The organism is Rhodoligotrophos defluvii (assembly GCF_005281615.1).
GTDB classification, from domain to species: domain Bacteria; phylum Pseudomonadota; class Alphaproteobacteria; order Rhizobiales; family Im1; genus Rhodoligotrophos; species Rhodoligotrophos defluvii.
Genome location: NZ_SZZM01000003.1, coordinates 502,082 through 527,932 on the forward strand (window position 1 = coordinate 502,082; position 25,851 = coordinate 527,932).

The following is a 25,851-nucleotide window of genomic DNA, read 5'->3' on the forward strand; positions in this document are numbered from 1 at the left end:
AGAACGGGCCTTATGATGCTGGCGAATATCGCCTGACATAAACCGTCAGGCGGTCTTCGCCAAACCCTTCTTCCCTGCTTGCGACAAACCTGTCCGATCGGGTGATGCTGGCGAGCGGCAGTCCTGCCAGCGCATCCACGCCCGCGGGGCCCAGCCGGCGGGATGCGGAAAAAAGCGCCACCTCATCCACCAGGTCGGCCTCCATCAGCGCACGGGCGACCGCGGCGCCGCCCTCAACCAGCAGGCGACCGACGCCACGGGCGCTGAGCTCGCGCAAGGCGCGATCGAGATCGACGCCGCCGCTGCCCCCCTCCCCGCACGGAATGAGCGCGACACCCACCCGCTCCAGCGTGTCCCAGGCGCCCGGCGTCGGCTCCCCCTTCGCCAGCACCCAGACGGGAATGGTGCTGACGTCGCGCAGCATCTTCGTCTGCAGCGGCACCAGCCCCGCCGAGGCCAGCACCACCCGAATGGGCGAACGGTCGCGAAGGCCCGGCAGGCGGCAGGTCAGCTCGGGATCATCGATGACGACGGTGCGATGCCCGACCAGGATGGCGTCGGAGGTTGCCCGCATCATATGCGCGTAAGCCCGCGCCGCGGGCCCGGTGATGGCGGTCTGCGCGCCCGGCCGTTCGGCGATCTTGCCATCGGCCGATACGGCGAGCTTCAGGATCACATGGGGCCGCCCCCGTTCCATCCGCGACAGGAAGCCGGCAAGGTCTTGCCGCGCCTCCGCGCTGCGCACCCCCATTGTCACGGGAATGCCGGCCTCGCGCAGCATGGCGTTGCCGCGCCCGGACACCCGCGGGTCCGGGTCATCGAACGTGGTCACCAGGCGCCCGATGCCCGCCTCCACCAGCCCCCTGGCGCAAGGGGGCGTGCGGCCGTAATGGGCGCAAGGCTCCAGCGTGACATAGGCGGTGGCGCCTCGCGCTGCCCCGCCGGCGCGGGCCAGCGCCACCTGTTCCGCATGGGGCCGGCCGCCGCGCCCGGTCCAGCCGACGGCGACGATGCGGGGCGGTGAGCGTCTCTCGTCGATGATCACGCAGCCGACCGCAGGGTTGGAGCCGCTGTTCCCCATGTTGCGCCGGCCAAGCCGCAGCGCCAGCTCCATGAAGTGGTCATCATGGGCGCGCGGACCGGCTATGGCTTTCAACGACGCAACATCAACGCTCATCCGGCGTCTCGTGGACCGGGCGCTCCCCTTCTCCCGTCAGCTCGCCCAACAGCTCCTCGAAATCCTTTGCCTCGCGGAAGTTCTTGTAGACCGAGGCAAACCGCACATAGGCAACATCGTCCAGGGCCTTCAAGGCCTCCATGACCAATTTGCCGATGGTTTCCGAGCGGACTTCGTTTTCCCCCTGGCTCTCCAGCCGGCGCACGATGCCGCTCGCCACCCGCTCGATCCGCTCCGGATCGACCGGCCGCTTGCGCAGCGCGATCTGCAGCGAGCGCACCAGCTTGTCGCGCTCGAACGGTACCCGTCGGCCAGAACGCTTCACCACGATCAGCTCGCGCAACTGCACCCGCTCGAAGGTGGTGAAACGGCCCCCGCAATCCGGGCAGAAGCGCCGCCGCCTGATCGCGCTATTATCCTCGGTCGGCCGGGAATCCTTCACCTGCGTGTCAGTGTTCCCACAATAGGGGCAGCGCATGCCTCCAAAACCCCCTGTTCGCTTGCCCCTGTCAGCTATAGATCGGGAAGCGGCTGGTCAGGTCCATAGCCTTCTGCTTCACCGCCGCCTCCACGGCAGCATTGCCTTCTTCGCCGTTGCGCACAAGCCCGTCCAGCACCTCCACGATCATCTCGCCGATCTGGTGGAACTCGGCCACGCCGAAGCCGCGCGTGGTGCCGGCAGGGGTGCCGAGCCGGATGCCGGACGTGACGGTAGGCTTCTCCGGATCGAACGGCACCCCGTTTTTGTTGCAGGTGATGAAGGCGCGCCCCAGAGCCGCCTCCGCATCCCGGCCCTTGAGTTCCTTCGGTCTGAGATCGACCAGCATCAGGTGGGTATCGGTCCCACCCGACACGATGTCGAAACCGCTCTCCTTGATGACCCCGGCGAGAACCTTGGCATTCTCCACCACCGAACGGGCATAGGCCTTGAACTCCGGTTGCAGCGCCTCGCCGAACGCCACCGCCTTCGCAGCGATCACATGCATCAGCGGACCGCCCTGCAGCCCCGGGAACAGGGCCGAGTTGATCTTCTTGGCGATCTCCTCGTCGTTGCTCAGCACCATGCCGCCGCGCGGACCGCGCAAAGTCTTGTGGGTGGTGGTCGTCACCACATGGGCATGAGGGAACGGGCTCGGATGCACGCCCGCCGCGACCAACCCGGCGAAATGCGCCATATCCACCATGAAATAGGCGCCCACCTCGTCGGCAATCTCGCGGAAACGCTTGAAATCGATGATGCGGGGATAGGCCGAGCCGCCGGTCACGATCAGCTTCGGCTTGTGCTCGCGCGCGAGCCGCGCCACCTCGTCGTAATCGATCCGGTGATCGTCCCTGCGCACGCCGTATTGGATCGGCTTGAACCACTTGCCCGAGAGATTGGGCGCCGCCCCGTGGGTCAGATGTCCGCCGGCCGCGAGACTTAAGCCCAGGAACGTGTCGCCCGGCTGCATCAGCGCAAGGAAGACGGTCTGGTTCGCCTGGGCGCCGGAATGGGGCTGCACATTGGCAAAGCCGCAGTTGAACAGGGCCTTGGCACGGTCGATCGCCAGCTCTTCGGCAATATCCACGAACTGGCACCCGCCGTAATAGCGCCGGCCGGGATAGCCCTCCGCATATTTGTTGGTGAGAATCGACCCCTGCGCCTCGAGCACCGCCCGCGACACGATGTTCTCGGAGGCGATGAGCTCGATCTCGTGCTGCTGGCGGCCCAGCTCCTTGGCAATGGCGCCGGCGAGCTCCGGATCGCGCTCACGCAAGTCTTCCCTGAAGAAGGCGCTTTGCGGCGCCTTGAAATCGCGGCTGGCGGAGGTCGACATCGGCAGCTTCCTTCACATGCGAAAAGATTGATCTCCCCTGCGCCGCCGCACTTACCACAGAGCGGCGCTTGGGGCAAAGCGCCCGGCTCATTCCGGGCCACGTCCGCGCGCCATGCTGCAAATCTCAGGCCGCTCGGTCGAGCGCCATGCGCTGCCAGAGCAGGTCGATGGCTTCGACGAGCTGCCTAAGGTCGTCCTCCGAGTGCAAAGGCCCCGGGGTCAGCCGCAGACGCTCCGTCCCGCGCGGCACGGTCGGATAGTTGATGGGCTGCACATAGATCGAGAACTCGTCCAGCAGCTGGTCGGTCATCCGCTTGCAGTGAACGGGATCGCCCACCAGCAGCGGCACGATGTGGCTGGCCGAGTCCATCACCGGCAGGCTGCGCCGCCGCAGCATGGACTTGAGCTGGGCCGCCCTCTCCTGCTGCTTGTCGCGCTCCTCGCTCGATCCTTTCAGGTGGCGGATGCTGGCCAGGGCGCCCGCTGCCAGCACCGGGGCGAGCGACGTGGTGAAGATGAAGCCCGGCGCGTGGCACCGGATCGCGTCGATAACGACGCCGGAGGCCGCCACATAGCCGCCCATCAGCCCAAAGGCCTTGGCCAGCGTGCCCTCGATAATGTCGACCTGATCGAGCACCCCGTCCCGTTCGGCAATGCCGCCGCCGCGCGCGCCATAGAGGCCAACCGCGTGCACCTCGTCCAGATAGGTCATCGCCCCGTAATGGCGGGCCATCGCGCAGATCTCGGCGATAGGCGCGATGTCGCCGTCCATCGAATAGACCGACTCGAAGGCCACCAGCTTCGGCCGCCTCCGATCAAGCTGCGCGAGCCTGCGCTCCAGGTCAGCCAGGTCGTTGTGCCTGAAGATCTGTTTCTCGCAGCGGCTGTTCCTGATGCCTTCGATCATCGAGGCATGGTTCAGCTCGTCCGACAGGACCACGCAATCCGGCATCAGCCGCGCCAGGGTCGACAGTGTCGCCTCATTGGCCATGTAGCCGGAATTGAACAGCAGCGCCGCGTCCTTCCCGTGCAGGTCTGCAAGCTCCCGCTCCAGCTCGACGTGATAATGGGTGGTGCCGGAAATATTGCGTGTGCCGCCCGAGCCCGCGCCGGTGCCGTCGAGCGCCGCATGCATGGCGGCGATCACCTTGGGATGCTGCCCCATGCCCAGGTAGTCGTTGGAGCACCAGATGGTGACCTCGCGCTCCCCATGAGGGCCACGGAATATCGCGCGCGGAAATTTGCCGCAGATCCGCTCGAGATCGGCGAAGTAGCGGTACCGGCCCTCCTGCTTCAGCCCGGCGACGGCGTTTCCAAGCAGCGCGTCATAATCGATCATCGGTTCCTCGTGAAGGGCCGCCGCGCCCGTGGTTTCAAGGCGCGGGCCGCGTTCGAGCCGCAATCATGCCGCATCCCGGGAAGCACGGCGGCAGGATCATGATCCACAAGCTTAGAATCTTTCGACCGAGATGCAACGTGCTGCACCTAGCACGCAGTGTCGCCAAGGTCATGCGATCGCATTGCCGCAGCCGCGCAAGGCCGCAACCCACGCCAGGAAGTGAAATTGGGTTTAAATCGTAAGTCGTTAATCTTGAACGATAACGTCATGCCCGGCCGCGCCTATGCGCTGAGCCGGCATCCAGGGCCACACGCCACGGACTTCCGCTTGCGGCCCCTGGATTGCCGCGTCAAGTGCCGCAATGACTAAGTTGCTGAAACTGCAGTTGCAGCAATGAACACCCTCCCCGCCGCGCGGGGAGGGTCGGCGCGCGAAAGCGCGTCGGGGGTGGGGGTGCCTGGCCGCTGGCTTAATAGGTGCCGCCGCTGGCCCGCCGCCAGGCGTCACGCGCCCCGGACACCGGCGGCTGGTTCGGATCCGACACGGCGACCGCCGGCTGCACGCTGCCGGTCGCCTGGGGTGCCGCGGTGGCGAGCTGACCGCCGATGGGCTCCGGCTGGCCGATCACGAAGCCGGTGCCGTCCAGCTTGTAGATGTCCGGCCGGAAGCTGACGGTGCCGTCGGGCATCGCCCAGGCGGTCATGTAGACCATTCGCACCGCCGTGTTCTGCATCACGTCAACCTTGGTGTTCTCGCCGCTGGCGATCACCTGCTCGATGCGCATGCGGTCCCAGCCCGGATTGGCGCGCAGCAGCCACTCGGTCATGATGTGCACCTGGTCCACGCGCACGCAGCCGGAGCTGAAATATCGGGCTTCCGCCGTGAACAGGTTCTTGGTGGGCGTATCGTGCATGTAGACGGCGTATTTGTTCGGGAAATGGATCTTCACCGTCGCCATGGCATTGTCGTCGCCCGGATCCTGGCGGAAGACATAGCGTTCGGGGCTGAGCGTCGCCCAGTCGATGCTCATCGGATCGATCTCGGGCCCGCCGAGCCCGTCATGAATGCGGATGCGCTGCTGGATGAGGAAGCTCGGATCCTTCTGCGCCCGGGGAATGATGTCCTTCTGCACGATGCTTGCCGGCGCGATCCAGTAGGGATTGAACGTCACGTCGCTCACCCGGCTCAGCACCACCGGGCTCGGCCGATCGGTCATGCCCACGACCACATTGTGCACGGAGTAGACGCTGCCGTGCTCGACCGTCTCCAGCTGGGTGGCCGGGATATTGATGGTGATGTAGTAGTCGGCGAGGCTCTTGGCATATTCCTTCATGCGCGGCAGGTTGGCGCGCATCGTGAACAGCCGCTCCTCGATCGGAACGTTCAGCGCATTGATCGTATCGGCGTCTGCAATCCCGGTCGCCAGCAGGCCGTGATTCTTCTGGAACTTCATCACTGCGCTCGCCAAGGCCCCATCGAACAGATAGGGATCCGGGCCGCCCTGAGCGCCATAGCCTTCGACGGCGAGGCGCTCGCGCAGCATTCCCACCAGCTGGCCTTGCCCGCCCTTGCTCAGCTTCTGCCCCGGCGGCGGCAGCATGGGCCATCCACCACGGGCGGCGATGATCTCATAGCGTGCAATCGCATCCTGCAGCAGCGACTCGCTCATCCCGCTGAGCATCGGCATCACGTTCTTGCCTTGCGCCACATAGGTGATGGTGGGCGCCATCTGCTGAACGCTGTAGCCTGAGAAGTTCTGCTGCCCCTGCCCCTGCGCACGCGCCGGGGCAAATCCGGTAACCAGGGCTGTGGTCGCAGCAAGCCCGCCCATCAGAAACGAGCGGCGCGATGCCGAACGACGTAAGGTGGCGCGATCAGCCGTCATATCCAATCCCAAACTGTTCACAAGGTGCTGCGCTCGCCAAGCCGGTGATCTCCAGCGGCTCCCCGGACCCCGCTATGGTCTTAGCAGCACTTGTCTCTCCGGTCAAAAATCAAACCTACGGTAACTATGACTTGAGTAGGGTAAACAGCCTCCTAACCAAGCGCACCGCATGCGGCAAGCTTGAGCCGATGAATTTCAACGCCTTGTGACCCGCCCCTCCTGTCGTGCCGACCAAAAGCCCCCGGCGGATCCTCGCCCTACAGCCGGTAGCGGATCTGGTCGATCCAGAACCGCTCGAGCCGGGCCAGCGAGCGGTTGAGGCGGTCGAACTCGTCCGCCGACAGCCCGCCCACCTGCTCGATCGAGCCGAGATGGCGTTCATAGAGCGCATCGACCCGCTTCCTCACCTCCTGCCCACGGGGCGTGAGGCTGATCCGCACCGAACGCTTGTCGGCCGACGAGCGCTGATGGTTGATATATCCGGCCTCCACCAGCTTCTTGAGGTTGTAGGACACGTTTGAGCCGAGATAATGGCCGCGAGAACGCAACTCGCCCGCAGTGAGCTCGCTGTCTCCGATATTGAACAACAGCATGGCCTGCACGGCATTGATCTCCTGCTCGCCTGTGCGCTCGAACTCATCCTTCACCACGTCGAGCAATCTCCGATGCAGCCTCTCGATCAGGCTCAGTGATTCAAGATAGCTGCTCTTGATCGTCTCCCGATGGCCACTCTCCGTCTGCGACGCCTTCTCGTTTGCCATGTTCATGTTGACCACCTGCCTGTTTTGGTGGGGATCTAGTGTCCCCATCCTGCTCGGCAGACTCAGGCAATGCGCGTTAAAATCGCCTCAAACCGATGGGTTAACGCATGCTTAGATTATGTTTCTTGGGCAGGAGAAGGTCTGATATTGCTAAGAATGTGAATCAAATGCTTCCGCAATGTTACGGAAGAATTGAGATCTATCCAGCGCAGGCTAGCAGCTTACCAGTCAAACTCAACGACGCTCTCGGAGCATCTTGATGATGCCGGAAAAGTCGACGCCCCCGTTGCCGGCCTCCGCGAACTCCGCATAAAGCGCCTGCGCATGTGCCCCAAGCGGCGTCTGGGCGCCGGCCACTTGCGAGGCCTCCTGCGCCAGCCGCAGATCCTTCAGCATCATGGCGGCGGTGAAGCCCGGCTTGTAGTCGCGATTGGCGGGCGAGGTCGGCACCGGGCCTGGAACCGGGCAATACGTGGTCAGCGACCAGCACTGTCCGGATGATTTCGAGGAGATATCGAACAGCTTCTGATGGTCGAGCCCTAGCTTTTCCGCCAGCGCAAAGGCTTCGCAAACCGCGATCATCGAAATGCCGAGGATCATGTTGTTGCAGATCTTCGCCGCCTGCCCCGTTCCGCTTGCTCCTGCATGGACGATGGTCTTGCCCATGCATTCCAGATAGGGCTTGGCCTGGGCGAAAGCATTCTCCGGCCCGCCCACCATGAAGGTCAGCGTGCCCGCCTCGGCGCCGCCCACGCCGCCCGACACCGGCGCATCCACCATGGCGATGCCCCGTTCCGCCGCCGCGGCCCCAACCGCGCGAGCACTGTCGACATCGATCGTCGAGCAGTCGATCAACACCGCATGGGTTGCCGCCGCAGCAAGGATGCCACCGCTGCCGAGATAGGCATCGCGCACGTGCTGGCCCGCCGGCAGCATGGTGACCACCGCGTCCGCCCCGGCGACCGCATCGGCCATGGCCGCCGCCGGCCGGCCACCGATCCCGGCAAACTTGTCGAGCGCGGCTTGAACCAGATCATAGCCCGTGACCTCGTGGCCCGCCTTCACCAGGTTGGCCGCCATCGGTCCGCCCATATTGCCTAGTCCGATAAAGCCGATCCTTGCCAAACGCCCCTCCTCAACAATTCACGTCGGGCGCCGCTTCCCGCGACTGCCCCTGCCTTCTCGTTCACTGACCCGATATGGCGACGATGTCGCGATAGCCGTTCAGCACCGCCGCCCGCGCATCCCGGCCGCAGAGAATGTCGTTCGCCTCCGCCTCGCCGGCGAGCTGTGCGGCATTCACGCGCCGCCGCCCGTGCTGCGTCACCATCACCTTGTACCGGGCGGTCAGCAGCTTCCAAAAGGTCAGCTCGGAATCATAGTCGAGGAAGTTGCACTTGCGCTCCAGGAAATAGGCGCGGGCTTGCCCGCCATAGCGCGCGACCGGATCGCGCATGTTGACGGGCGGGATCATGCGGCTGTCCGGCGGCGGCAACGCTGCCGGCGCGGCCACAGGCGGTGCGGCGAAGCCCTGTCGCATCATGGGTCCCGGCTGCGGCTGTGGTTCCGGTTGTGCCTGCGATTGGCGCTGTCGCGGCGTCGGTTGCGCCGAAGCGGTGGCACGGCCGGTGCCGGGCTTGCTTGCCGCCACCCTCACCTCTTCAAGCACGTTGCGCACCGATTGCGCTTCGCTGCTGTTGCAGCGTGGGCGCGTGCTCAACGCGCGGTCCCGCGCTGCCTGCATCTCGGCAACCGACGACGCTTTGGTCGCGGCAAGCTCGCCCAAAGCCGAATAGTGTTTCAGCTCGTCCAACTCTTCGGTCGTAAGGAAGCCGCAGGTCTCGGCAGCGTTTCTCGCCTCCACGATCGCGCCATAGGCATCGAGGGCCTCCGAGGCACGGGTCTGCGCCCAGGCACCGGGCGCACCGCTCGCCACGCCGAGAGCCAGAATCGGAAGAGAGAGCAATAAGACAAGCCTGGTCATCGCCATGTTCCGGTTAAGCCCGCTCGTAAAGAAATCATGCACAATCCTTTTGTCCAAACGGGAACAAATTGTCAGCCGTTCCCTACGATTTTGTTCAACTGATACATGATTGGCACAGGTTTGGCTGGCCGCCTAGGCCGCCAGCCCGCAGCATTTCTTGAATTTCTTGCCGCTGCCGCAGCTGCAGGGATCGTTGCGGCCGATCTTCGGCGTCTGACGCACCACCGTTTCCTGCCGCCGTCCCACCCGGCCGTCCACATAGTACCAGCGACCGTCCCGTCGCGAGAACCGCGAGGTCTCGTGATGGGTGCGATCTTCCCCGTTCACGCGGAAGTGAGCGATGAACTCGACCACACCCTCGCGATCCTCGGCACCGCCACGCTCGGTCGCCACGACCTCGAGGCCGGTCCACTCGCTGTTGCGGGCCCATTCGGTGACCGATTGCCGGTCGAAATCCCGCCGCGTGCTGGGCAGGAGGGTCTGCTCGAGATAGTCGATCGCCTGTGCGGCAAAGGCCGAATAGCGCGACCGCATCAGCGCTTCGGCCGTCGGCGCCGCCCGCTCGCCGGCGATCAGCGGCCCACAGCAGGCGCCAAAGGTGCTGCCGGAACGGCAGGGGCATGGCTCGGATGCGCCGATCATCCCTTTTCTCCTCCAGCTGGCGGTCAGTTCCGCTCGAAGCGCTTGTACTTCACCCGGTGCGGCATCACCGCCTCTTCGCCCAGGCGGCGCTTCTTATCTTCCTCATAGGCCTCGAAATTGCCTTCGAACCACTCCACGTGACTGTCGCCCTCGAAGGCGAGGATATGGGTCGCCGTGCGGTCGAGGAACCACCGGTCGTGGCTGATGATGACGGCGCAGCCCGCGAAATCCAGCAGCGCCTCCTCCAGGGCCCGCAACGTGTCCACGTCCAGATCGTTGGTCGGCTCGTCCAGCAGGATCACGTTGGCACCGGACTTCAGCATCTTCGCGATATGCACCCGGTTGCGCTCGCCGCCCGAGAGCACGCCCACCTTCTTCTGCTGGTCGCTGCCGCGGAAGTTGAACCAGCTCACATAGGCGCGGGACGGCACCTCCCGCTTGCCCAGCGCGATCACGTCGTTGCCGCCGGAAATCTCTTCCCATACGGTCTTGTCGCCTTCGAGCGTATCGCGCGACTGGTCCACATAGCCGAGCACCACCGTCTCACCGATGCGCAGCGTGCCGGCATCCGGCTGCTCCTGTCCGGTGATCATCCGGAACAGGGTGGTCTTGCCCGCGCCATTAGGGCCGATCACCCCGACGATGCCGCCGGGCGGCAGCCGGAAGTCCAGCCCGTCGATCAGCAGCCGGTCGCCATAGGCCTTGGCCAAACCTTCCGCTTCGATCACCACATTGCCGAGGCGCGGCCCCGGCGGAATGGTGATCTGCTGGCGGGCCACCTTCTCCGCCACATCCTGGTTGAGCAGCTCCTCGTAAGCCTTGAGACGCGCTTTCGATTTGGCCTGCCGGGCGCGCGGGCTCTGCCGCACCCACTCCAGCTCGTCCTTGAGGTTGCGCTGGCGGGCTTCCTCCTCGCGGCCTTCCTGCTCCAGGCGCTTCTGCTTCTGCTCCAGCCAGGCGGAGTAATTGCCCTCGTAAGGAATGCCGCGGCCGCGGTCCAGCTCCAGGATCCAGCCGGTGACATTGTCGAGGAAGTAGCGGTCGTGGGTCACCAGCACCACGGTGCCGTCATAAGCCTTGAGGAAGTGCTCGAGCCAGGCCACCGATTCCGCGTCGAGATGGTTGGTGGGCTCGTCCAGGAGCAGCAGGTCGGGCTTCGAGAGGAGCAGCTTGGTCAGGGCGACCCGCCGCTTCTCGCCGCCGGAGAGGGTTGCGACATCGGCGTCGTCCGGCGGGCAGCGCAGCGCGTCCATGGCCTGCTCCACCTGGGAATCGAGGTCCCACAGATTCTGGCTGTCGATAATATCCTGGAGCTGCGCGCCCTCCTCCGCCGTCTCGTCGGAGTAGTTCATCATCAACTCGTTGTAGCGGTCGAGGATGGCCTGCTTCTCGGCCACGCCTTCCATCACGTTCTCGCGCACCGACTTGCTCGCATCGAGCTGCGGCTCCTGCGGGAGATAGCCGACCTTGACCCCTTCCGCCGCCCAGGCCTCGCCGGAAAATTCCTTATCCAGCCCGCCCATGATCTTGAGCAGGGTCGACTTGCCGGCGCCGTTGGGGCCGAGCACGCCGATCTTGGCCCCCGGGTAGAATGACAGGTTGATGTTGTCGAGCACCTTCTTCCCGCCGGGATAGGTCTTCGACAGCTGATGCATGTGATAGATGTATTGGTAAGGCGCCATGAATGCCTTCGCGGAGTTTCAGGGATTTGCGGGCAGTCATAGCGAAAGGCGCCGGAAGCGGCAACGGCCGAAGCGTAAAAAGGCGCGGGGCCTACGCTCGCCTCTGCCGCAGCCGTTGCAGCCAGCTGAGCATCCCGACAGACGAGGCAGTGCCCGACCGGACCGCATCGGCCAGGCCGAAGGGGATCCGCGCCCACAAACGCTCGTGGCCGTAATAGAGGACCAGCTTGGTGATCACCTCGGTCAGGCCGATCCCCACCGATATGCGCGCATCCCGGGTAAACAGATAGGCCACCAGCATGGTGTCGAGCGAGCCCGTCACCCGCCACGACACCGCCTTCGCCACGCTGCGCCAGGCCTGCTCGCGCGGCGCCCTCAGCCATGCGCCCGCATCGCGGTTGCCCGCGGCATCTCGCCTCTGCTGACCCTCCGGCGCCACCAGCCCCATGGCCACCGTGTCGAAGCTCTCGCGGTCGATCAGGATCAGGCCGCCGGTCGCCCGGGCTTGGGCGTAGGGATCGACGGCGACGGGCCGGTCGAGCAGCAGTGTCACGTCACCGACGTCATTGCTGTCGAGGGCGGACGCCGCGACCGGGGCGAGCGTGTCGAGATCGATCCGCCCCTGAACGGCCGCGACCCGCGCCGGCACGGTCTGGGCCCCGAGCTTCACCAGGAACCGGTCGTCTTGGCGCAGCGGGCCATCCGCCATCCAGAACAGCCGTGCCGCGATCCTGTCGGCGACGACCGGCGGCTGGTCCGCCGCCGCGATCACATCGCCGCGTGTTACGTCGATCTCATCCGCGAGGGCCAGCGTAATCGACTGTCCGGCTACCGCCTCCGTCAGGTCCCCGCCGAAGGTGACGATCCTGGCGACCCTGGTCTCGCGCCCGGAGGGCTCGATCCGCACCCGCATGCCCGGTCTCACGGCGCCGCCGGTGATGAGGCCGGAGAACCCGCGGAAATCGGCATCCGGCCGGTTGACCCACTGCACCGGCATGCGGAAAGCCTCATCCTCGCCCCCGCGCGCGATTTCCACGTCTTCCAGATAAGCCAGCAATGTCGGCCCGTTGTACCAAGGCGCGCACACAGCCGGAGCCACCACGTTGTCGCCGCTCAGGGCGGACATGGGGATCGAGATCGCCTCGCGAAAGTTGAGCCCGGCGGAGAAATCCGCGAATTCGCGGGCGATGGCCTCGAACCGCGCCTGTGACCAGCCCACCAGGTCCATCTTGTTGACGGCCAGCATGACGTGGCTCACGCCGAGCATCGACAGGAGCAGGCTGTGGCGGCGGGTCTGCCGGGTGAGGCCGTTGCGCGCATCCACCAGCAGAATGGCAAGATCCGCCGTGGACGCGCCCGTGGCCATGTTGCGGGTATACTGCTCGTGCCCCGGCGTATCGGCCACGATGAAGCTGCGCTTCTCCGTCGAGAAGAAGCGATAGGCCACGTCGATGGTGATGCCCTGCTCGCGCTCGGCCGCAAGCCCATCCACCAGCAAGGCGAAATCCGGCGCGGCGCCTTGCGTCCCATATTTGCGCGAATCCTTCGCCAGCGCGGCGATCTGGTCATCGAGCACTTGCCTCGTGTCGTGCAGCAGCCGTCCGATCAGGGTCGATTTCCCGTCATCAACCGAACCGCAGCTGATGAAGCGCAGCACGTCTTTCGCCTGGTGTGCCGCCAGCACCGCCTCGAAGCCAAAGGACCGAGGGCTTGGATGCAGGGTCATCAAAAGTAGCCCTCCTGCTTCTTGCGCTCCATGGAAGCCGCGCCGTCATGATCGATGACCCGGCCGTGGCGCTCGCTCGTGCGCGCGGCCATGGTTTCGCAGATGAGATCCGGCAGGGTCGCGGCCGTGCTTTCGATCGCCCCGGTCAGCGGATAGCAGCCCAGCGTCCTGAACCGCACCGAAACTTCGCGCGGCTGCTCGCCCGGCCGCAGTGGCAGCCGCTCGTCATCCACCATGATCAGCTGTCCGCCGCGCTCGACCACCGGGCGCGGCGCCGCGAAATAAAGCGGCACGATCGGGATCTGCTCGCGGTGGATATAGAGCCAGACATCCAGCTCGGTCCAATTGGACAGCGGAAACACCCTGAGGCTTTCACCGCGGCGCTTGCGGCCGTTATAGAGCCGCCACGGCTCCGGCCGCTGCCGCTTCGGGTCCCAGCGGTGCTGGGCGCTGCGCAGCGAGAACACCCGCTCCTTCGCCCGCGATTTCTCCTCGTCGCGGCGCGCCCCGCCAATCGCCGCATCGAAGCCGTGGGCGTCGAGCGCCTGCCGCAGCGCCTGGGTCTTCATCACATCCGTATGCAGCTCGGAGCCGTGGGAGATCGGCCCGATGCCGCGGCGCAGCCCCTCCTCGTTCACATGCACGATGAGGTCGAGGCCGAGCTCGGCGGCACGCTGATCGCGGAAGGCGATCATGTCGCGGAACTTCCAGGTCGTGTCCACATGCAGCAGCGGAAACGGAATGGGGCCGGGGAAGAAGGCCTTCTGCGCCAGGTGCAGCAGCACGGACGAGTCCTTGCCGATGGAATAGAGCAGCACCGGGTTTTCCGCCTCGGCCGCCACCTCGCGAATGATATGGATGCTGTCCGCCTCCAGCCGGTCGAGATGCGTGAGCCGCGCGGGATGAACGGCCGTAGCATCGCCCTCCACCAGCGCAAGCGCCGTTTCCGCGCCGATCATGCCAGCTCTCCCGCCGTGGCGCGGCCGCGCACCAGCACGCCCTCGGGGCTCAGATGCAGTCCGCACTCGCTCTTGCCGTCCTGCTCCCACCACCAGCGGCCCGCCCGCTCCGGCTCCCCCAGGCGCACCGCACGCGTGCACGGCGCGCAGCCGATCGAGGAAAAGCCGCGGTCATGCAGCACGTTGTAGGGGATCCCGTTATCGTTGATGTAGGTTTCGAGCTCGCGCCGCGTCCAGTCGGCCAGCGGAGCGACCTTGATGAGCGCGCGGCTCCCATCATAGGAAGCCAGCGGGGTTGCGGCCCGCCCGGCCGACTGCTCAGCCCTCAGGCCCGTGACCCAGCCGGCAGCCCCGGCCAATGCCCGCCCCAGCGGCTCGACCTTGCGCACCGCGCAGCAGGCCAGCCGGGCGTCGACGGAATGGCGGAACCCATTGATGCCCTGGCCGGCGACAAGTGCTTCCACCGACACCGTATCGGGTGCGAAGGCGCGGATCCGGCAGCCATAGCGTTCTTCCGTCTCCGCCCACAGCTCATAGGTCTCGGCGAACAAGCGTCCGGTGTCGAGGGTGACGACCTCGATATCTTTGCCGAGGCCGTGGGTGAAAATCGCGTGGGTGATGGCCTGGTCTTCCAGGCCGAAGCTGGTGGTGAACACCAGGCGGCCTGGAATCAGCTGCCGCACCGCCCGCAGGCGGCCCGCGAGATGGGTCTCGGCCATGGCCTGGGCCATGGCACCGGCCAAAGCCTCAACCGAAGCGCCGCCCGCCGGATCCCGTGATTTGCTCGTCATTGCACATCTCCGATGATCGTGTCACACTGTTCGATATAAAGAACGACGTCAAGCCGGTTATGGCGGCACGGAGAGGCGGACAGTCCTAGCGCCGACGAACGAATTCCTTGGAAAGAGAAGAACTGTCTTGCGGGTCGCCCAAAGCGGGAGAGAACCATCTATGCGGACCGGGTCGGGAGAGATGGACGGTATCGACAGAAAAATCTTGGACCTGCTGCAACATGACGCGACCCTGTCCATCGCCGAGGTCGCACAACGGGTGGGGCTGTCGCAGACCCCGTGCTGGAAGCGCATTCAGCGCCTGGAAACCCTGGGTTATATCACGAGCCGCGTGGCCCTCTTGAACCCCGAGAAGCTTGGGCTGGGGCTGACGGTGTTCGTGTCGATCGAGGCCGGCGAGCACTCGAAGGAATGGCTCGACGCCTTTGCCGCCCGGGTCGCCGCCATGCCGGAAGTAACGGAGTTCACGCGGATGGCCGGCGATGTCGATTATCTCCTGCGCGTCGTGGTCCGCGACATGAGGGACTATGACAGGTTCTATAAGAAGCTGATCGCGGCCGCGCCTTTGAAGAACGTGACCTCGCGCTTCGCCATGGAGCAGATCAAGTTCACCACCGCGCTCGCTATCCCGCCGGGCGATGGCTAGCCCGTCCCGACGCCTTTGCCTTGGCCTTCCCTCCCCGACTCCGGGGAGGGTGGCCGCCGCGAGGCGGCCGGGTGAGGATCTAGCCGGGGGCTGACGTATATTATTGATAAACCGTCATTGTCGGGCTTGACCCGGCAATCCAGGGCCACACGGTACGTCTCTCCTCCCGCGCGAATACCCACAGGCACCCGCCGAAAGCAGGAGGAAAACTTTCTCTCGCCGGCGGACCCCGCCAACCCGTTCTGCTCTCAGGCCACGTTCTATAAAAAGAACATTCTCGTTGACGAATGGGCCGCACCGGCCGACACTTGCGCCCATGTCTCAGCAGGCTCTTCTTCCCCACTCGGCGCCCTTTGCCGATCACGACCGCGACAACCTCGACCGGGTGCTCGCCACCGCGTCGCCGACCCAGCGTGCCTGGCTCGCCGGCTTCCTCGCCGGTCTGGACGCCCGCGAGGGCGCGCAGAACCCCGCGACCCTGGATGCGCCGACGCGTCCGTCCGAGCCGCTGGCCATTCTTTATGCCAGCGAGTCCGGCAACAGCGAACGCCTGGCGCAGGACATGGCCAAGCGGGCACGGCAGAGTGGGTTCAAACCGACCGTCATCGACTTCGCCGACCTGGAGATCGCCGACCTCGCCAAGCACAAGCGGCTGGCGGTGATCGCCGCCACCTGGGGAGAAGGCGAGCCGCCGGGCCGCGCTGCCCGCGGCTATGCCGCACTGATGAGCGACAGCGCGCCGCGCCTCGACGGCGTGAGTTTCGCTGTCCTTGCTTTGGGCGACAGCGCCTATGCGGAATTCTGCGCCGTTGGCAAGGCCATCGACGCGCGGCTCGAGGCCTTGGGCGGCACCCGTATCGCCGACCGCATCGATTGCGACCTGGATTTCGAGCAGCCCGCCCGCGGCTGGATCGAAGCGGCCGTGACAGCACTGGCGCCGCCCCGAGCGCCTTCAGGCAACGTGGTCGCGGTCGACTTCGCCAGCCGCACGGCGCACGAGCTGAGCCGCGACCCGGTCTTAGCCGAGGTGATTGAGCATGTGAACCTCAACTCCTCCCGCTCCGACAAGCAGACCATCCACTTGGGCCTCGCCTTCGACGGCACGGCACCCGCCTATGACCCGGGCGATTCCCTGGAGCTGTTCCCGGAGAACGACCCGGCCCTGGTGGACGCGGTGCTCACCGCCGCCGGCTTGCGTGCCGACGACCGGCTACGCCAGGCGTTGAGTGCAGAACGAGATATCACCACCCTCTCCCTCAAAACCCTGGAGACCTTCGCCGCCACAGCCGGCCATGCCGAAGCGCGCCGCCTGCTGGACGAAGGTCGGGCCAAGGAATGGATCATCGGTCGCCAGCTCATCGACATGCTGGAGGCCTTCCCGGCCAGCCTGTCTGCCGAGCAGTTGCAGTCGCTGCTCCGGCCGCTGCCGCCCCGCGCCTATTCCATCGCCTCCTCGCGCAAGGAAGTGGGTGATGAGGCCCACCTGCTCGTCGCCGCGGTGCGCTATGAAACCCACGGCCGCCCGCGCGCCGGCGTTGCCTCCACCTATGTGGCCGATCGCCTCAAGCCCGGCGCCACCGTGCGGGTGCGGGTGAAGCCCAACAAGCATTTCCGCCTGCCCGACCCATCCGCCGACATCATCATGGTGGGCCCCGGCACCGGCGTCGCCCCGTTCCGTGCCTTCACCCAGGAGCGCCGCGCCCAGGGCGCCGACGGCCGCTCCTGGCTGTTCTTCGGCGACCGCCGCTACACCCACGACTTCCTCTACCAGCTCGAATGGCAGGATGCGCTTCAGGACGGAGCTCTCACCCGCATCGATCTCGCCTTTTCCAGGGACGCGCCGAGCAAGGTCTATGTTCAGCACCGCCTGTTCGAACAGCGCCGTGAGGTGGTCGATTGGCTGGAGAATGGCGCCCGCCTCTATGTCTGTGGCGATGCCAAGGCCATGGCCAAGGACGTGCGCGCCACGCTGGTCTCCGCCTATGCCGATGTGAAGGCGCTCGCCCCCGAGGCCGCCGAAGCCGCCGTCACCGCCCTGGAGCGGGAACGGCGCTATCTGCAGGACGTCTATTGAGCGCAACATCATGAGCAAAGAGCTATCCCGCAACGAGCGCATCAAGGAGGCCAGCGCCTACCTGCGCGGCAGCATTGCCGACGGACTTGGCGAAGTCGTCACCGGCGCTATCAGCGAGGACGACCAGCAGCTGGTCAAGTTCCACGGCATGTACCTGCAGGACGACCGCGACCTGCGGCCGGAGCGGACCAAGAAGAAGATGGAGAAGGCGTTTGCCTTCATGATCCGCCTGCGCCTGCCCGGCGGCGTGTGCACGCCCGACCAATGGCTGAGGCTCGACCGCACCGCCCGCGACTATGCCAATAGCACCCTGCGGCTCACCACGCGCCAGACCTTCCAGTTCCACGGCGTCATCAAGTCGAACCTCAAGACTGCGATGCAAGCCATTGACGCAGCGCTGCTCGACACCCTTGCCGCCTGTGGCGACGTCAACCGCAACGTGCTGGCCTCGACCAATCCCCATCAGTCGCGCGCCCATGCCGCTGCCCACGCCCTGGCCGCGGCCATTTCCGAGCACCTGCTGCCCAACACCCCGGCCTATCGCGAGATCTGGCTCGACGGCGAGAAGATCGCCGGCGGCGAGGAAGAGGTGGTCGAGCCCATCTACGGCCGCACCTATCTGCCGCGCAAGTTCAAGACGGTGGTGGCCGTGCCCCCCTCCAACGAGGTGGACATCTTCGCCCAGGACCTGGGCTTCATCGCCATTCTCGACGAGCGCGGCGAGGTCGAGGGCTGGAACGTCACGGTGGGCGGCGGCATGGGCATGACCCATGGCGAGCCCGACACCCACCCGCGCACCGCCGACGTGATGGGCTTCTGCGCGCCGGAAGATGCGCTTGCCGTGGCGGAGGCGGTGGTCACCGTGCAGCGCGACTGGGGCAACCGCACCAACCGCAAGCGCGCCCGGCTGAAATACACCATTGAGGACCGCGGGCTCGACGCCTTCCGCGCCGAAGTGGAGCGGCGCATCGGCAAGCCGCTCGGCGCTCCGCGGCCGTTTGAATTCACCTCCACCGGCGACCGCTATGGCTGGACCGAGGGCGAGGACGGTCGCCATCACCTGACCCTGTTCATCGAGAACGGCCGGCTACGCGACATCCCCGGCGGGCCGGCCCTGCTCACCGGCCTCAGGCGCATCGCCGAAGTGCATGACGGCGAGTTCCGCATCACCGCCAACCAGAACGTGATCATCGCCAATGTGCCGGCCGAGAACCGCGCCCTGATCGAGGCGATCGTCGCCGAGCACGGCCTCACCGCACACGCCACCGCCTTGCGCCGCAATGCCATGGCCTGCGTGGCCCTACCCACCTGCGGCCTGGCCTTGGCCGAAAGCGAACGTTATCTGCCGAGCCTCGTCACCGTCTTGGAGGAACGCTTGGCCCGGCACGGCCTTGGCGAAGACGAGATCGTCATCCGCATGACCGGCTGCCCCAATGGCTGCGCCCGTCCCTATCTCGCCGAGATCGGCTTGGTCGGCAAAGGCCCCGGCCGCTACAACCTCTATCTCGGCGGTGCTTTCAACGGCAGCCGGCTCTCCAAGCTCTATGCGGAAGACCTTGACCACGACCACATCGTCTCAGCGCTCGACCCGCTGTTCGCCGCCTACGCTCGGGAGCGCGAGCCGGACGAACATTTCAGCGCCTTTCTCATCCGCTCCCGTCGCATCGCCGCCACCGGCAACGGCGCGGACTTCCACCGCAACACCGGGCCGGTCGCATGACCCGGCCTGCCCTTCCCGCCGAAACCCGCGAAGCTCGGCTGCTGCCGCTGCCCAAGCTGCCCATCTTCCTCGAACTTGCCGGTGCCCGGGCGGTGGTGGCCGGCAATACCGGACCCGTAGCCTGGAAGGCGGAGCTGCTGGCCGCGGCCGGCGCCCGCGTCTTCGTCTATGCCGGCGATCCGGCCCCCGAACTGCAGGCGCTGATTGCGGCAACCCCGTCCATCACCTGGATCCCTCGCCCCTGGCAGCCGGCCGACCTCGACGGTGCGGCCATTGCCGTGGCCGGCGCCAGCGATGACGAGGCCACCCGCTTCGCCGCCGCGGCCCGGGAGCGGAACATTCCCGTCAATGTGATCGACCAGCCTGCCTGCTGCGACTTCCAGTTCGGCGCCATCGTCAACCGCGCCCCCGTGGTGGTGGCCATCTCCACCGATGGCGCGGCACCGGTCCTGGCTCAAGCGGTACGCCGGCGCATCGAGGCCATCCTGCCCCATGGCTTAAGCGACTGGAGCGCAGCGGCCAAGCGCGTCCGCGCGCGCCTGAGCGGCATTCTGCCCTTGGCTGGCGCGCGCCGCCGCTTCTGGGAAGCCTTCGTCGATCTCGCCTTCGCCCCGGAGGTGCGGGGGATAGATCACCTCGCCGAGCTCGAAGGCGCAGCCGAGGCCATCGCCAGCGGGCCGCGCCGCCGGCGGGGCGAGGTCGTTATCATCCCTGCCGGCCATCGCGACCCCGAATTGCTGACGCTCAAGGCGGTGCGCGCGCTTCAGGGCGCCGATGTCATCGCGCACGAGCCCCAGCTGCCCGTCCCTATGCTCGAGCTTGGCCGGCGCGAGGCGCAGCGCCTGAGCCTCGCTCCTGGGGACGATATCGTGCACAGCCTAGCCCAGCTTGCCAATGCCGGCCGGCGCGTGGTCTGGCTCGCCGGCACCGGTTCAGCCGGCACCGCCGGAGTGGCGGCGGTCGCAGCGGCGCTCACCGAGGGGACAAAGGCTGAGGCGGGTGTCCGCGTGCGCCTCATGCCCGGCATTCAAGACGCCGGGACATCCTCCCTGCAGGCTCAGTAGACGGTTATGGAAATCGATTGATTCGGCTGGTCCACGGTGAACTTGGCGTCGTCCCAATTGGGCTTCCACCACAGCTTGCTGGTATAGTTCGAAACCCCCTTGAGCTCATCCGACAGCGGATTGCGATCGATCTCCCCATCATCGTTCACGTCATGGGCAACCAGGATCGCGTATGTGCCATAGGGCACGCTGTCCACCTCGATCGTGCAGGTTTCGTTCTTGATCTCGCACCTGCCTTTCTTCAGGGCGGTGCTGCCGTCGAAAGCCTCGAAGCTCTCCTGGCTGTTGTAGAGGGTCCACAGCAGCGCCCCGTCATTCGATTGCATGCCCTTGACGGTGATGGTCAAAGTGGCCGCATCGCCCGTGGTCTGGCCGGTGCTGGTCGATTGAGCATCGGCCGGCACGACGGCGGCGCCCGCCAGCATGATCGCCAGAACGCCCCAGGCCAAGGAGCGGCCCGAGAAAGTTTTACGCAGAACTCGTATCATCCTGATCGTTCCTAGATATTGCCTCGGTGAACTGATAGTGGCTCAGCCGCGCTGGTTGCGAATTCCGCCATGCTCGACATGAATAAATACTGACTGCGTGGACAAAATGACAGGAATTCCCGGCGCTCGGTAACCGCGCGCTTAGCAGCTCCCGAACGGGCTTGCCAACCGGAGGCCGATCGGACAACGCTCAGCGCTTGCGAACGCGAAACGCGCTAGAATGCTGCCCGTCAAAGGCCCTCGATCGCCAGCGAGCTGGGCCGCCAGGAGGCATATGTCCGGTTTCATCGGCACCACCGTTCAGTTGATCGGCGAGATCATGCTCATGCTATGGGGCATTCATATGGTCCATAGTGGCGTGCTGCGGGCTTTTGGCGGCGAGCTCAGGCAGGTGCTTGGCCGCGCCCTCCACAACCGTCTTGCCGCCTTCGGTGCCGGCCTCGCCGTCACCACTCTGCTCCAGAGCAGCACCGCCACCGGGCTTATGGCGACCTCCTTCGCCGCCGATGGCCTCGTGGCGCTGGTGCCGGGCCTTGCGATCATGCTGGGCGCCAATGTCGGCACGACCCTGATCGTTCAGGTGCTGTCCTTCGACATCGCCCTGATCTACCCCCTCCTCATCTTTGCCGGGTACATCGCCTTCAACCACGGACGGTCGCGGGTGAGGGATCTCGGACGGGTCGGCATCGGGCTCGGGCTCATCCTCCTCTCTCTGCATCTGATGGTCCAGTCGATCGAGCCCTTGGCCCAGGTCCAGGGCCTGCGCCATATGCTCGCCGCCATTGAAAGCCAGCCGATGGTCTATGTGATCATTGCCGCGGCCCTGACCTGGGCGGCTCATTCCAGCGTCGCCATCGTGCTGATCATCATGTCTCTCGCAACGGCCGGCGTGATCGCGCCGGCCGCCGCCATCGCCATGGTGGTGGGGGCGAATATCGGCAGCGCCATCAATCCGGTCGTCGAAGGCGCCGGCATGGACCCCGTACGCCTCCGCCTGCCCGTCGGCAATCTGGTCAACCGGCTGGTCGGCTGCGCCATCGTCATTCCGTTGCTCGGCCCCATCAGCGAGGCCATGCTGAGCCTCGATCCCGAGCCGGACCGGCTCACCGCAAATTTCCACACCATCTTCAATGTCTTGCTCGCGGCGCTGTTCTTCTTGCCGCTGCCGCTGCTCGCCAAGGCCCTGGAGTGGGTGTTCCCGCCCAGGCCGAAGCCGCTCGACCCCTGGGCGCCGCAGCACCTCGACAAGGTGGCGCTGGAAACGCCCTCCGTGGCCCTGGCCAATGCCGCCCGCGAGGCCATGCGCATGGCCGACGTGGTGCACGACATGCTGCGCGGCGCGCAGGACGCGTTGCACTCCAATGAGCGCGCCAAGGTGCAGGCCGTCTGCCGCATGGACAAGATCCTCGACAGCCTGCACGGCGCGATCCAGCGCTACCTGACCGATGTCAGCCGCGAGATGCTGGGCGATGCCGAGAACCGCCGCCTCGCCGACATCCTGGCCTTTTCCATCAATCTCGAGCATATCGGCGACATCATCGACAAGAACATCATGGAGATTGCCGCCAAGCGCATCAAACGCGGCGTGACCCTGTCGGCTGAGGGCATGGCCGAGCTGGACGACATGTTCGCGCGCGTGCAGAACGATATGAAGCTCGCGACAGCCGTGTTCCTCACCGGCGACCTCGACGCCGCACGTCAGCTATTCGAGGAAAAGGAGCACTTCCGCGAGCTCGAGCGGCTCGCCAATGAGCGCCACTTTCAGCGCGTCCGCGAGGGGCGCAAGGAAAGCATCGAGACCAGCGGGCTGCACCTCGATCTGGTGCGCGACATCAAGCGCATCGAATCGCACATCGCCTCGGCCGCCTATCCCATACTGGAACAGCACGGCATGCTGCTGTCGAGCCGCTTGAGCGATGCCGGCGATCCCTCGCTTTCCACGGCCGCGACCACCTCTGTCCACGGCGAGCCGTAACCTGTTGCCTACCTTTCTGTAGCGGGCGAGGTGATTGTCGCCTCTCCCTGTGCTAGGGAGCATCAATCACGTTTTCGCGAGGTATGATCGCCGATGGCATCAGGATTGAAGCAGTGGTGGGGCATGGGCGACCGGACGGGCGGGCTGCTCAAGGCAGGCGCGGCGCTGGCCTACGACGCCGTCATGCCCGGCCGGCGGGTGCGTAGCGCCTTCCAGGATCAGGCGCGCGCTTGTGCGACGCTTGGCTCGCCCTTTACCGCCGTGCTGCTGTGGCTTGCGGCTGAACGGCTCGACGCTCGCGATCGCGTTGGCCGCGCCATTCTCCATTGGCCGGGCGGTGCGGGCCGCGATGCCCTGGCGCTGCGCTTTGCCGGTGCCCTGCATTCCCTCGTTCTGTCTGGCGAGGTGCCTGAACTCGCAGCACTCTATCCGCCGAACCCGATGCCGGAGCCTGATCGGCTTTGGGACACGATCGAGCAGGTTTTGGCCGCCCGCGCCGACGGCATTCTCAACACCTTGGCAAGTCCGCCTCAGACCAATGAGGTGGCCCGTTCAGGCATCCTCCTCGGCGGCTTTCTTGCCATTGCCAGACGAGCTGGACTGCCGCTGCAGCTCTCGGAGCTGGGCGCGAGCTCCGGCGCAAACCTCTGCTGGGACCGGCTGCGCTACCGGATCGGACACCGCACCTGGGGTTGCCCGTCCGCCCGGGTGGAGCTTGCGCCGGAATGGCGCGGCCGCATGCCCGATCTGGACGTGCCGGTTGAGGTGGCAGACCGCCGCGGCTGCGACCGCAACCCGCTCGACCCGAACTGTCCGATGGCGCGCCGGCGTCTCCTGTCCTATGTCTGGCCGGACCAGACGGATCGCATGCAGCGCCTCTCGGCCATATTGGAGGTTGCTGCAAACAGCGGGGTATCGGTCGACCAAGCCGATGCGGCCGACTGGGTCGAGAAGCGCTTGCAGGTTGGTGAACCCGGCGCGGCGCACGTGGTCTACCACACCATCGTCTGGCAGTACCTGACCCAGGGCGCACGTCGGCGTATCCGCACGGCGCTTGCCAAGGCGGGGGCCGCGGCGCGACCGGAAACACCCCTGGCCTGGCTGCGTTTCGAAGCGGATGGCGCTGGCAAGGGCGGGCTGCTCGCGTTGACCTATTGGCCCGGGGGGGCCACCGTCAAGCTGGCACGGGCTGACTATCACGGCCGCTGGGTGGAGTGGCTTGCCGAGCACTGACGCAAACGGACTGTAAGCGGGATGGCGATAAGATTGGCTCATCCTGCTTCATGGACGGGGGCCCATGGATTTTTTCGCGATTTCGAAGCTGTTCTGGATCATCGCTGATCCCGGCAATTTCCTCCTGCTGCTCATTGTCGTCGGCCTGACGCTGCAGCTCGTGCCTCGCCTGCGCAACAAGGGCAGATGGCTCACCGGCCTCGGCGCGCTCGGCATGGTGCTGGTTATGCTCCTGCCCATCGGCCGCTGGCTCATCGCACCGCTCGAAAACCGCTTTCCCGTTCCACGGCTGGGCGATCAGGTGGACGGCATCGTGGTGCTGGGCGGGGTCACCCGCAACGACGTGTCCTCCTACCGCGGCACGCCGACGCTCGATGAGGGCGCCGACCGGCTCACCACCGCCGTCGCCCTGGCGCGCACCTATCCCCATGCGCGTATCGTGCTCGCCGGCGGCAGTGGTGACATCGACCAGCGCGGCACGCCCGAGGGCCTCATCATGCGCGAGATCTTGATCGAGCTCGGCATCGACCCCGCTCGGATCGCGGTCGATGCCAAATCGCGCAACACTTACGAAAACGCGCTGCTCGCCAAGCAGGCGGCCCAGCCCAAGCCTGGAGAGACTTGGGTGCTCGTCACCTCCGCCTTCCAGATGCCGCGGGCCGTGGGATGCTTTCGCAAGGTCGGCTTCGATGTCGTCCCTTATCCCGTGGACTTCCGCACGCCGGCAGACCACAAGCGCCATCTCGGCGACCTGCTCAACGTGCTCGGGCTCGCGGAAAAGGAGTGGATCGGCCTGCTCACCTACTACCTGACCGGCCGGACCGCCCAGCTCTTCCCCGCGCCGTAACAGCCCTTGGTCCCCGGCCCCGGCACAACGAAGGCTTTCGCTTGTCGCCCTGGATCACCGGGCCAAGCTCGGTGATGACGAAAGCGGCTGAACCAGAGAGAATCCGTCATGCCGGCCGCGCCTAGGCGCTAAGCCGGCATCCAGGGCCACACGGCACAAGCTTTCCCCCTTTGGTCCCTGGCTTGCCGCGTCAAGCGCGGCAATAACGAGAGTGGTGGCGACTGATCACCGCCCGGTGAAGCGCGGAGCCCGCTTGCCCAGCATGGCGGCGATCGCCTCCTTATGGTCCTCGGTCGCATGGCCCAGCGCCTGCATGGCCGCCGACATCTCGAGGATCGTCTGCAGGCCGTTGCGGCTGCTCTCGCGCAACAGCCGCTTGGTCATGCGCACGGCATAGGGCGGGTTCGCAGCGATCTTCTCCGCAATGTCCCGAGCGGCGCTCATCAGTTCCACCTCCGGCACCACTCGGGAGACAAGCCCGATCTTCAGTGCTTCGTCCGCCTTCACCACATCGCCGGTCAGCGCCATCTCGCAGGCCTTGGAGAAGCCCACCACCCGCGGCAGGAGCCAGGCTCCGCCATCGCCGGGCACGATGCCGAGCTTGACGAAGCTCTCGGCGAAGCTCGCCTTCTCGCTGGCGATGCGGATGTCGCACATGCAGGCGAGATCGCAGCCAGCCCCGATGGCGGGCCCGTTCACTGCGGCGATCACCGGCACCTCCAGCGCCTCGAACAGCAGGGGCAGCCGCTGGATACCGAACCGGTAATTGCGCCGGGTCTTGGCGGGCAGGCTGTCGCTCAATCCGCCCTCCCCGCCCATCTTCCTGAGATTGCCGCCGGAAGAGAACGCACTGCCGGCGCCGGTGAGGATCACGGCGCGCACCGAGACGTCCTGGTCCGCCCGCCTGATCGCCTGCTCCAGCGCGTCGATCATCTCACTGTCCGAGATGGGGTTGCGCAGCTCCGGCTGGTTGAGGGTGATGGTGGCGATCGCGCCGTCGCGCTCTTCGATGATTAGGCTCAAGGGCTCTCCTCCCCGGTC

At 66.0% G+C, this 25,851-nt stretch carries 22 protein-coding genes; 7 read left to right on the forward strand and 15 right to left on the reverse strand.

Annotation, left to right across the window (positions count from 1 at the left end):
• Nucleotides 1–10: 10 nt before the first annotated feature.
• The 13 genes from ribD to E4P09_RS16685 all read right to left on the reverse strand — a co-directional run bounded on the left by ribD (nt 11) and on the right by E4P09_RS16685 (nt 14,763).
• Nucleotides 11–1,177 (reverse strand): bifunctional diaminohydroxyphosphoribosylaminopyrimidine deaminase/5-amino-6-(5-phosphoribosylamino)uracil reductase RibD, encoded by a 1,167-nt coding sequence (ribD, locus tag E4P09_RS16625; protein ID WP_205042144.1) that lies wholly within the window; start codon nt 1,175–1,177, stop codon nt 11–13.
• Nucleotides 1,167–1,655 (reverse strand): transcriptional regulator NrdR, encoded by a 489-nt coding sequence (gene nrdR, locus E4P09_RS16630; protein WP_137390717.1) that lies wholly within the window; start codon nt 1,653–1,655, stop codon nt 1,167–1,169. Before nrdR ends, ribD begins: the two co-directional genes overlap by 11 nt.
• Before the next feature lie 31 nt (nt 1,656–1,686).
• Nucleotides 1,687–2,994, reverse strand: coding sequence for a serine hydroxymethyltransferase (gene glyA, locus E4P09_RS16635; protein ID WP_137390718.1), 1,308 nt, complete (start codon nt 2,992–2,994; stop codon nt 1,687–1,689).
• 124 nt (nt 2,995–3,118) lie between these two features.
• Nucleotides 3,119–4,330, reverse strand: coding sequence for a 5-aminolevulinate synthase (gene hemA / locus E4P09_RS16640; protein ID WP_428977727.1), 1,212 nt, complete (start codon nt 4,328–4,330; stop codon nt 3,119–3,121).
• 472 nt (nt 4,331–4,802) lie between these two features.
• Entirely contained in the window at nt 4,803–6,218 is a 1,416-nt protein-coding gene (locus E4P09_RS16645) for a L,D-transpeptidase family protein (RefSeq protein WP_137390720.1), read from the reverse strand.
• A 257-nt stretch (nt 6,219–6,475) separates the two neighbouring features.
• Complete coding sequence (gene ldtR, locus E4P09_RS16650) at nt 6,476–6,979, reverse strand: transcriptional regulator LdtR (RefSeq protein WP_205042159.1); 504 nt, start codon at nt 6,977–6,979, stop codon at nt 6,476–6,478.
• Between the two features lie 234 nt (nt 6,980–7,213).
• Nucleotides 7,214–8,104: a 3-hydroxyisobutyrate dehydrogenase gene (gene mmsB / locus E4P09_RS16655; protein ID WP_137390722.1), complete on the reverse strand. Its 891-nt coding sequence runs from the start codon at nt 8,102–8,104 to the stop codon at nt 7,214–7,216.
• 61 nt (nt 8,105–8,165) lie between these two features.
• On the reverse strand, nt 8,166–8,963 hold the full coding sequence (locus E4P09_RS16660; protein ID WP_137390723.1) for a hypothetical protein: 798 nt from the start codon (nt 8,961–8,963) through the stop codon (nt 8,166–8,168).
• Between the two features lie 132 nt (nt 8,964–9,095).
• The gene (locus E4P09_RS16665; protein ID WP_137390724.1) at nt 9,096–9,605 is read right to left on the reverse strand and encodes a YchJ family protein; all 510 of its coding nucleotides are present in this window, start codon (nt 9,603–9,605) and stop codon (nt 9,096–9,098) included.
• A gap of 23 nt (nt 9,606–9,628) precedes the next feature.
• Nucleotides 9,629–11,287 (reverse strand): energy-dependent translational throttle protein EttA, encoded by a 1,659-nt coding sequence (gene ettA / locus E4P09_RS16670; RefSeq protein WP_137390725.1) that lies wholly within the window; start codon nt 11,285–11,287, stop codon nt 9,629–9,631.
• Between the two features lie 91 nt (nt 11,288–11,378).
• Nucleotides 11,379–13,013, reverse strand: a complete 1,635-nt coding sequence (gene cysN / locus E4P09_RS16675; protein WP_137390726.1) for a sulfate adenylyltransferase subunit CysN — start codon at nt 13,011–13,013, stop codon at nt 11,379–11,381.
• Nucleotides 13,013–13,972, reverse strand: a complete 960-nt coding sequence (cysD, locus tag E4P09_RS16680) for a sulfate adenylyltransferase subunit CysD (RefSeq protein ID WP_137390727.1) — start codon at nt 13,970–13,972, stop codon at nt 13,013–13,015. Before cysD ends, cysN begins: the two co-directional genes overlap by 1 nt.
• A complete protein-coding gene (locus E4P09_RS16685; RefSeq protein WP_137390728.1) occupies nt 13,969–14,763 on the reverse strand; it encodes a phosphoadenylyl-sulfate reductase in 795 nt (264 codons plus the stop codon). Before E4P09_RS16685 ends, cysD begins: the two co-directional genes overlap by 4 nt.
• A gap of 181 nt (nt 14,764–14,944) precedes the next feature.
• Between E4P09_RS16685 and E4P09_RS16690 the strand changes: the two genes are divergently transcribed.
• The 4 genes from E4P09_RS16690 to E4P09_RS16705 all read left to right on the forward strand — a co-directional run bounded on the left by E4P09_RS16690 (nt 14,945) and on the right by E4P09_RS16705 (nt 20,267).
• A complete protein-coding gene (locus E4P09_RS16690; RefSeq protein ID WP_137390831.1) occupies nt 14,945–15,409 on the forward strand; it encodes an Lrp/AsnC family transcriptional regulator in 465 nt (154 codons plus the stop codon).
• A 316-nt stretch (nt 15,410–15,725) separates the two neighbouring features.
• Entirely contained in the window at nt 15,726–17,483 is a 1,758-nt protein-coding gene (locus E4P09_RS16695) for a diflavin oxidoreductase (protein ID WP_137390729.1), read from the forward strand.
• Nucleotides 17,464–19,203, forward strand: a complete 1,740-nt coding sequence (locus E4P09_RS16700) for an NADPH-dependent assimilatory sulfite reductase hemoprotein subunit (RefSeq protein ID WP_338049008.1) — start codon at nt 17,464–17,466, stop codon at nt 19,201–19,203. Before E4P09_RS16695 ends, E4P09_RS16700 begins: the two co-directional genes overlap by 20 nt.
• A complete protein-coding gene (locus E4P09_RS16705; RefSeq protein ID WP_137390731.1) occupies nt 19,200–20,267 on the forward strand; it encodes an NAD(P)-dependent oxidoreductase in 1,068 nt (355 codons plus the stop codon). The genes E4P09_RS16700 and E4P09_RS16705 overlap by 4 nt, the downstream gene beginning before the upstream one ends.
• On the opposite strand, the gene E4P09_RS16710 is transcribed toward E4P09_RS16705, so the two are convergent.
• Entirely contained in the window at nt 20,261–20,755 is a 495-nt protein-coding gene (locus E4P09_RS16710) for a DUF2141 domain-containing protein (RefSeq protein WP_137390732.1), read from the reverse strand. The genes E4P09_RS16705 and E4P09_RS16710 overlap by 7 nt on opposite strands.
• Nucleotides 20,756–21,029: 274 nt before the next feature.
• On the opposite strand from E4P09_RS16710, the gene E4P09_RS16715 reads away from it, so the two are divergent.
• The 3 genes from E4P09_RS16715 to E4P09_RS16725 all read left to right on the forward strand — a co-directional run bounded on the left by E4P09_RS16715 (nt 21,030) and on the right by E4P09_RS16725 (nt 24,810).
• Nucleotides 21,030–22,730 carry a Na/Pi cotransporter family protein gene (locus tag E4P09_RS16715; protein WP_137390733.1) on the forward strand — a complete coding sequence of 567 codons (1,701 nt, stop codon included), beginning with the start codon at nt 21,030–21,032 and terminating at the stop codon, nt 22,728–22,730.
• A gap of 93 nt (nt 22,731–22,823) precedes the next feature.
• On the forward strand, nt 22,824–23,963 hold the full coding sequence (locus E4P09_RS16720; protein WP_428977721.1) for a DUF2332 domain-containing protein: 1,140 nt from the start codon (nt 22,824–22,826) through the stop codon (nt 23,961–23,963).
• Nucleotides 23,964–24,027: 64 nt separating this feature from the next.
• Nucleotides 24,028–24,810, forward strand: a complete 783-nt coding sequence (locus E4P09_RS16725; protein ID WP_137390734.1) for a YdcF family protein — start codon at nt 24,028–24,030, stop codon at nt 24,808–24,810.
• 225 nt (nt 24,811–25,035) lie between these two features.
• Here E4P09_RS16725 and E4P09_RS16730 read toward each other — a convergent pair whose 3' ends face one another.
• Nucleotides 25,036–25,833, reverse strand: coding sequence for a crotonase/enoyl-CoA hydratase family protein (locus tag E4P09_RS16730; protein ID WP_137390735.1), 798 nt, complete (start codon nt 25,831–25,833; stop codon nt 25,036–25,038).
• Nucleotides 25,834–25,851 lie beyond the last annotated feature (18 nt).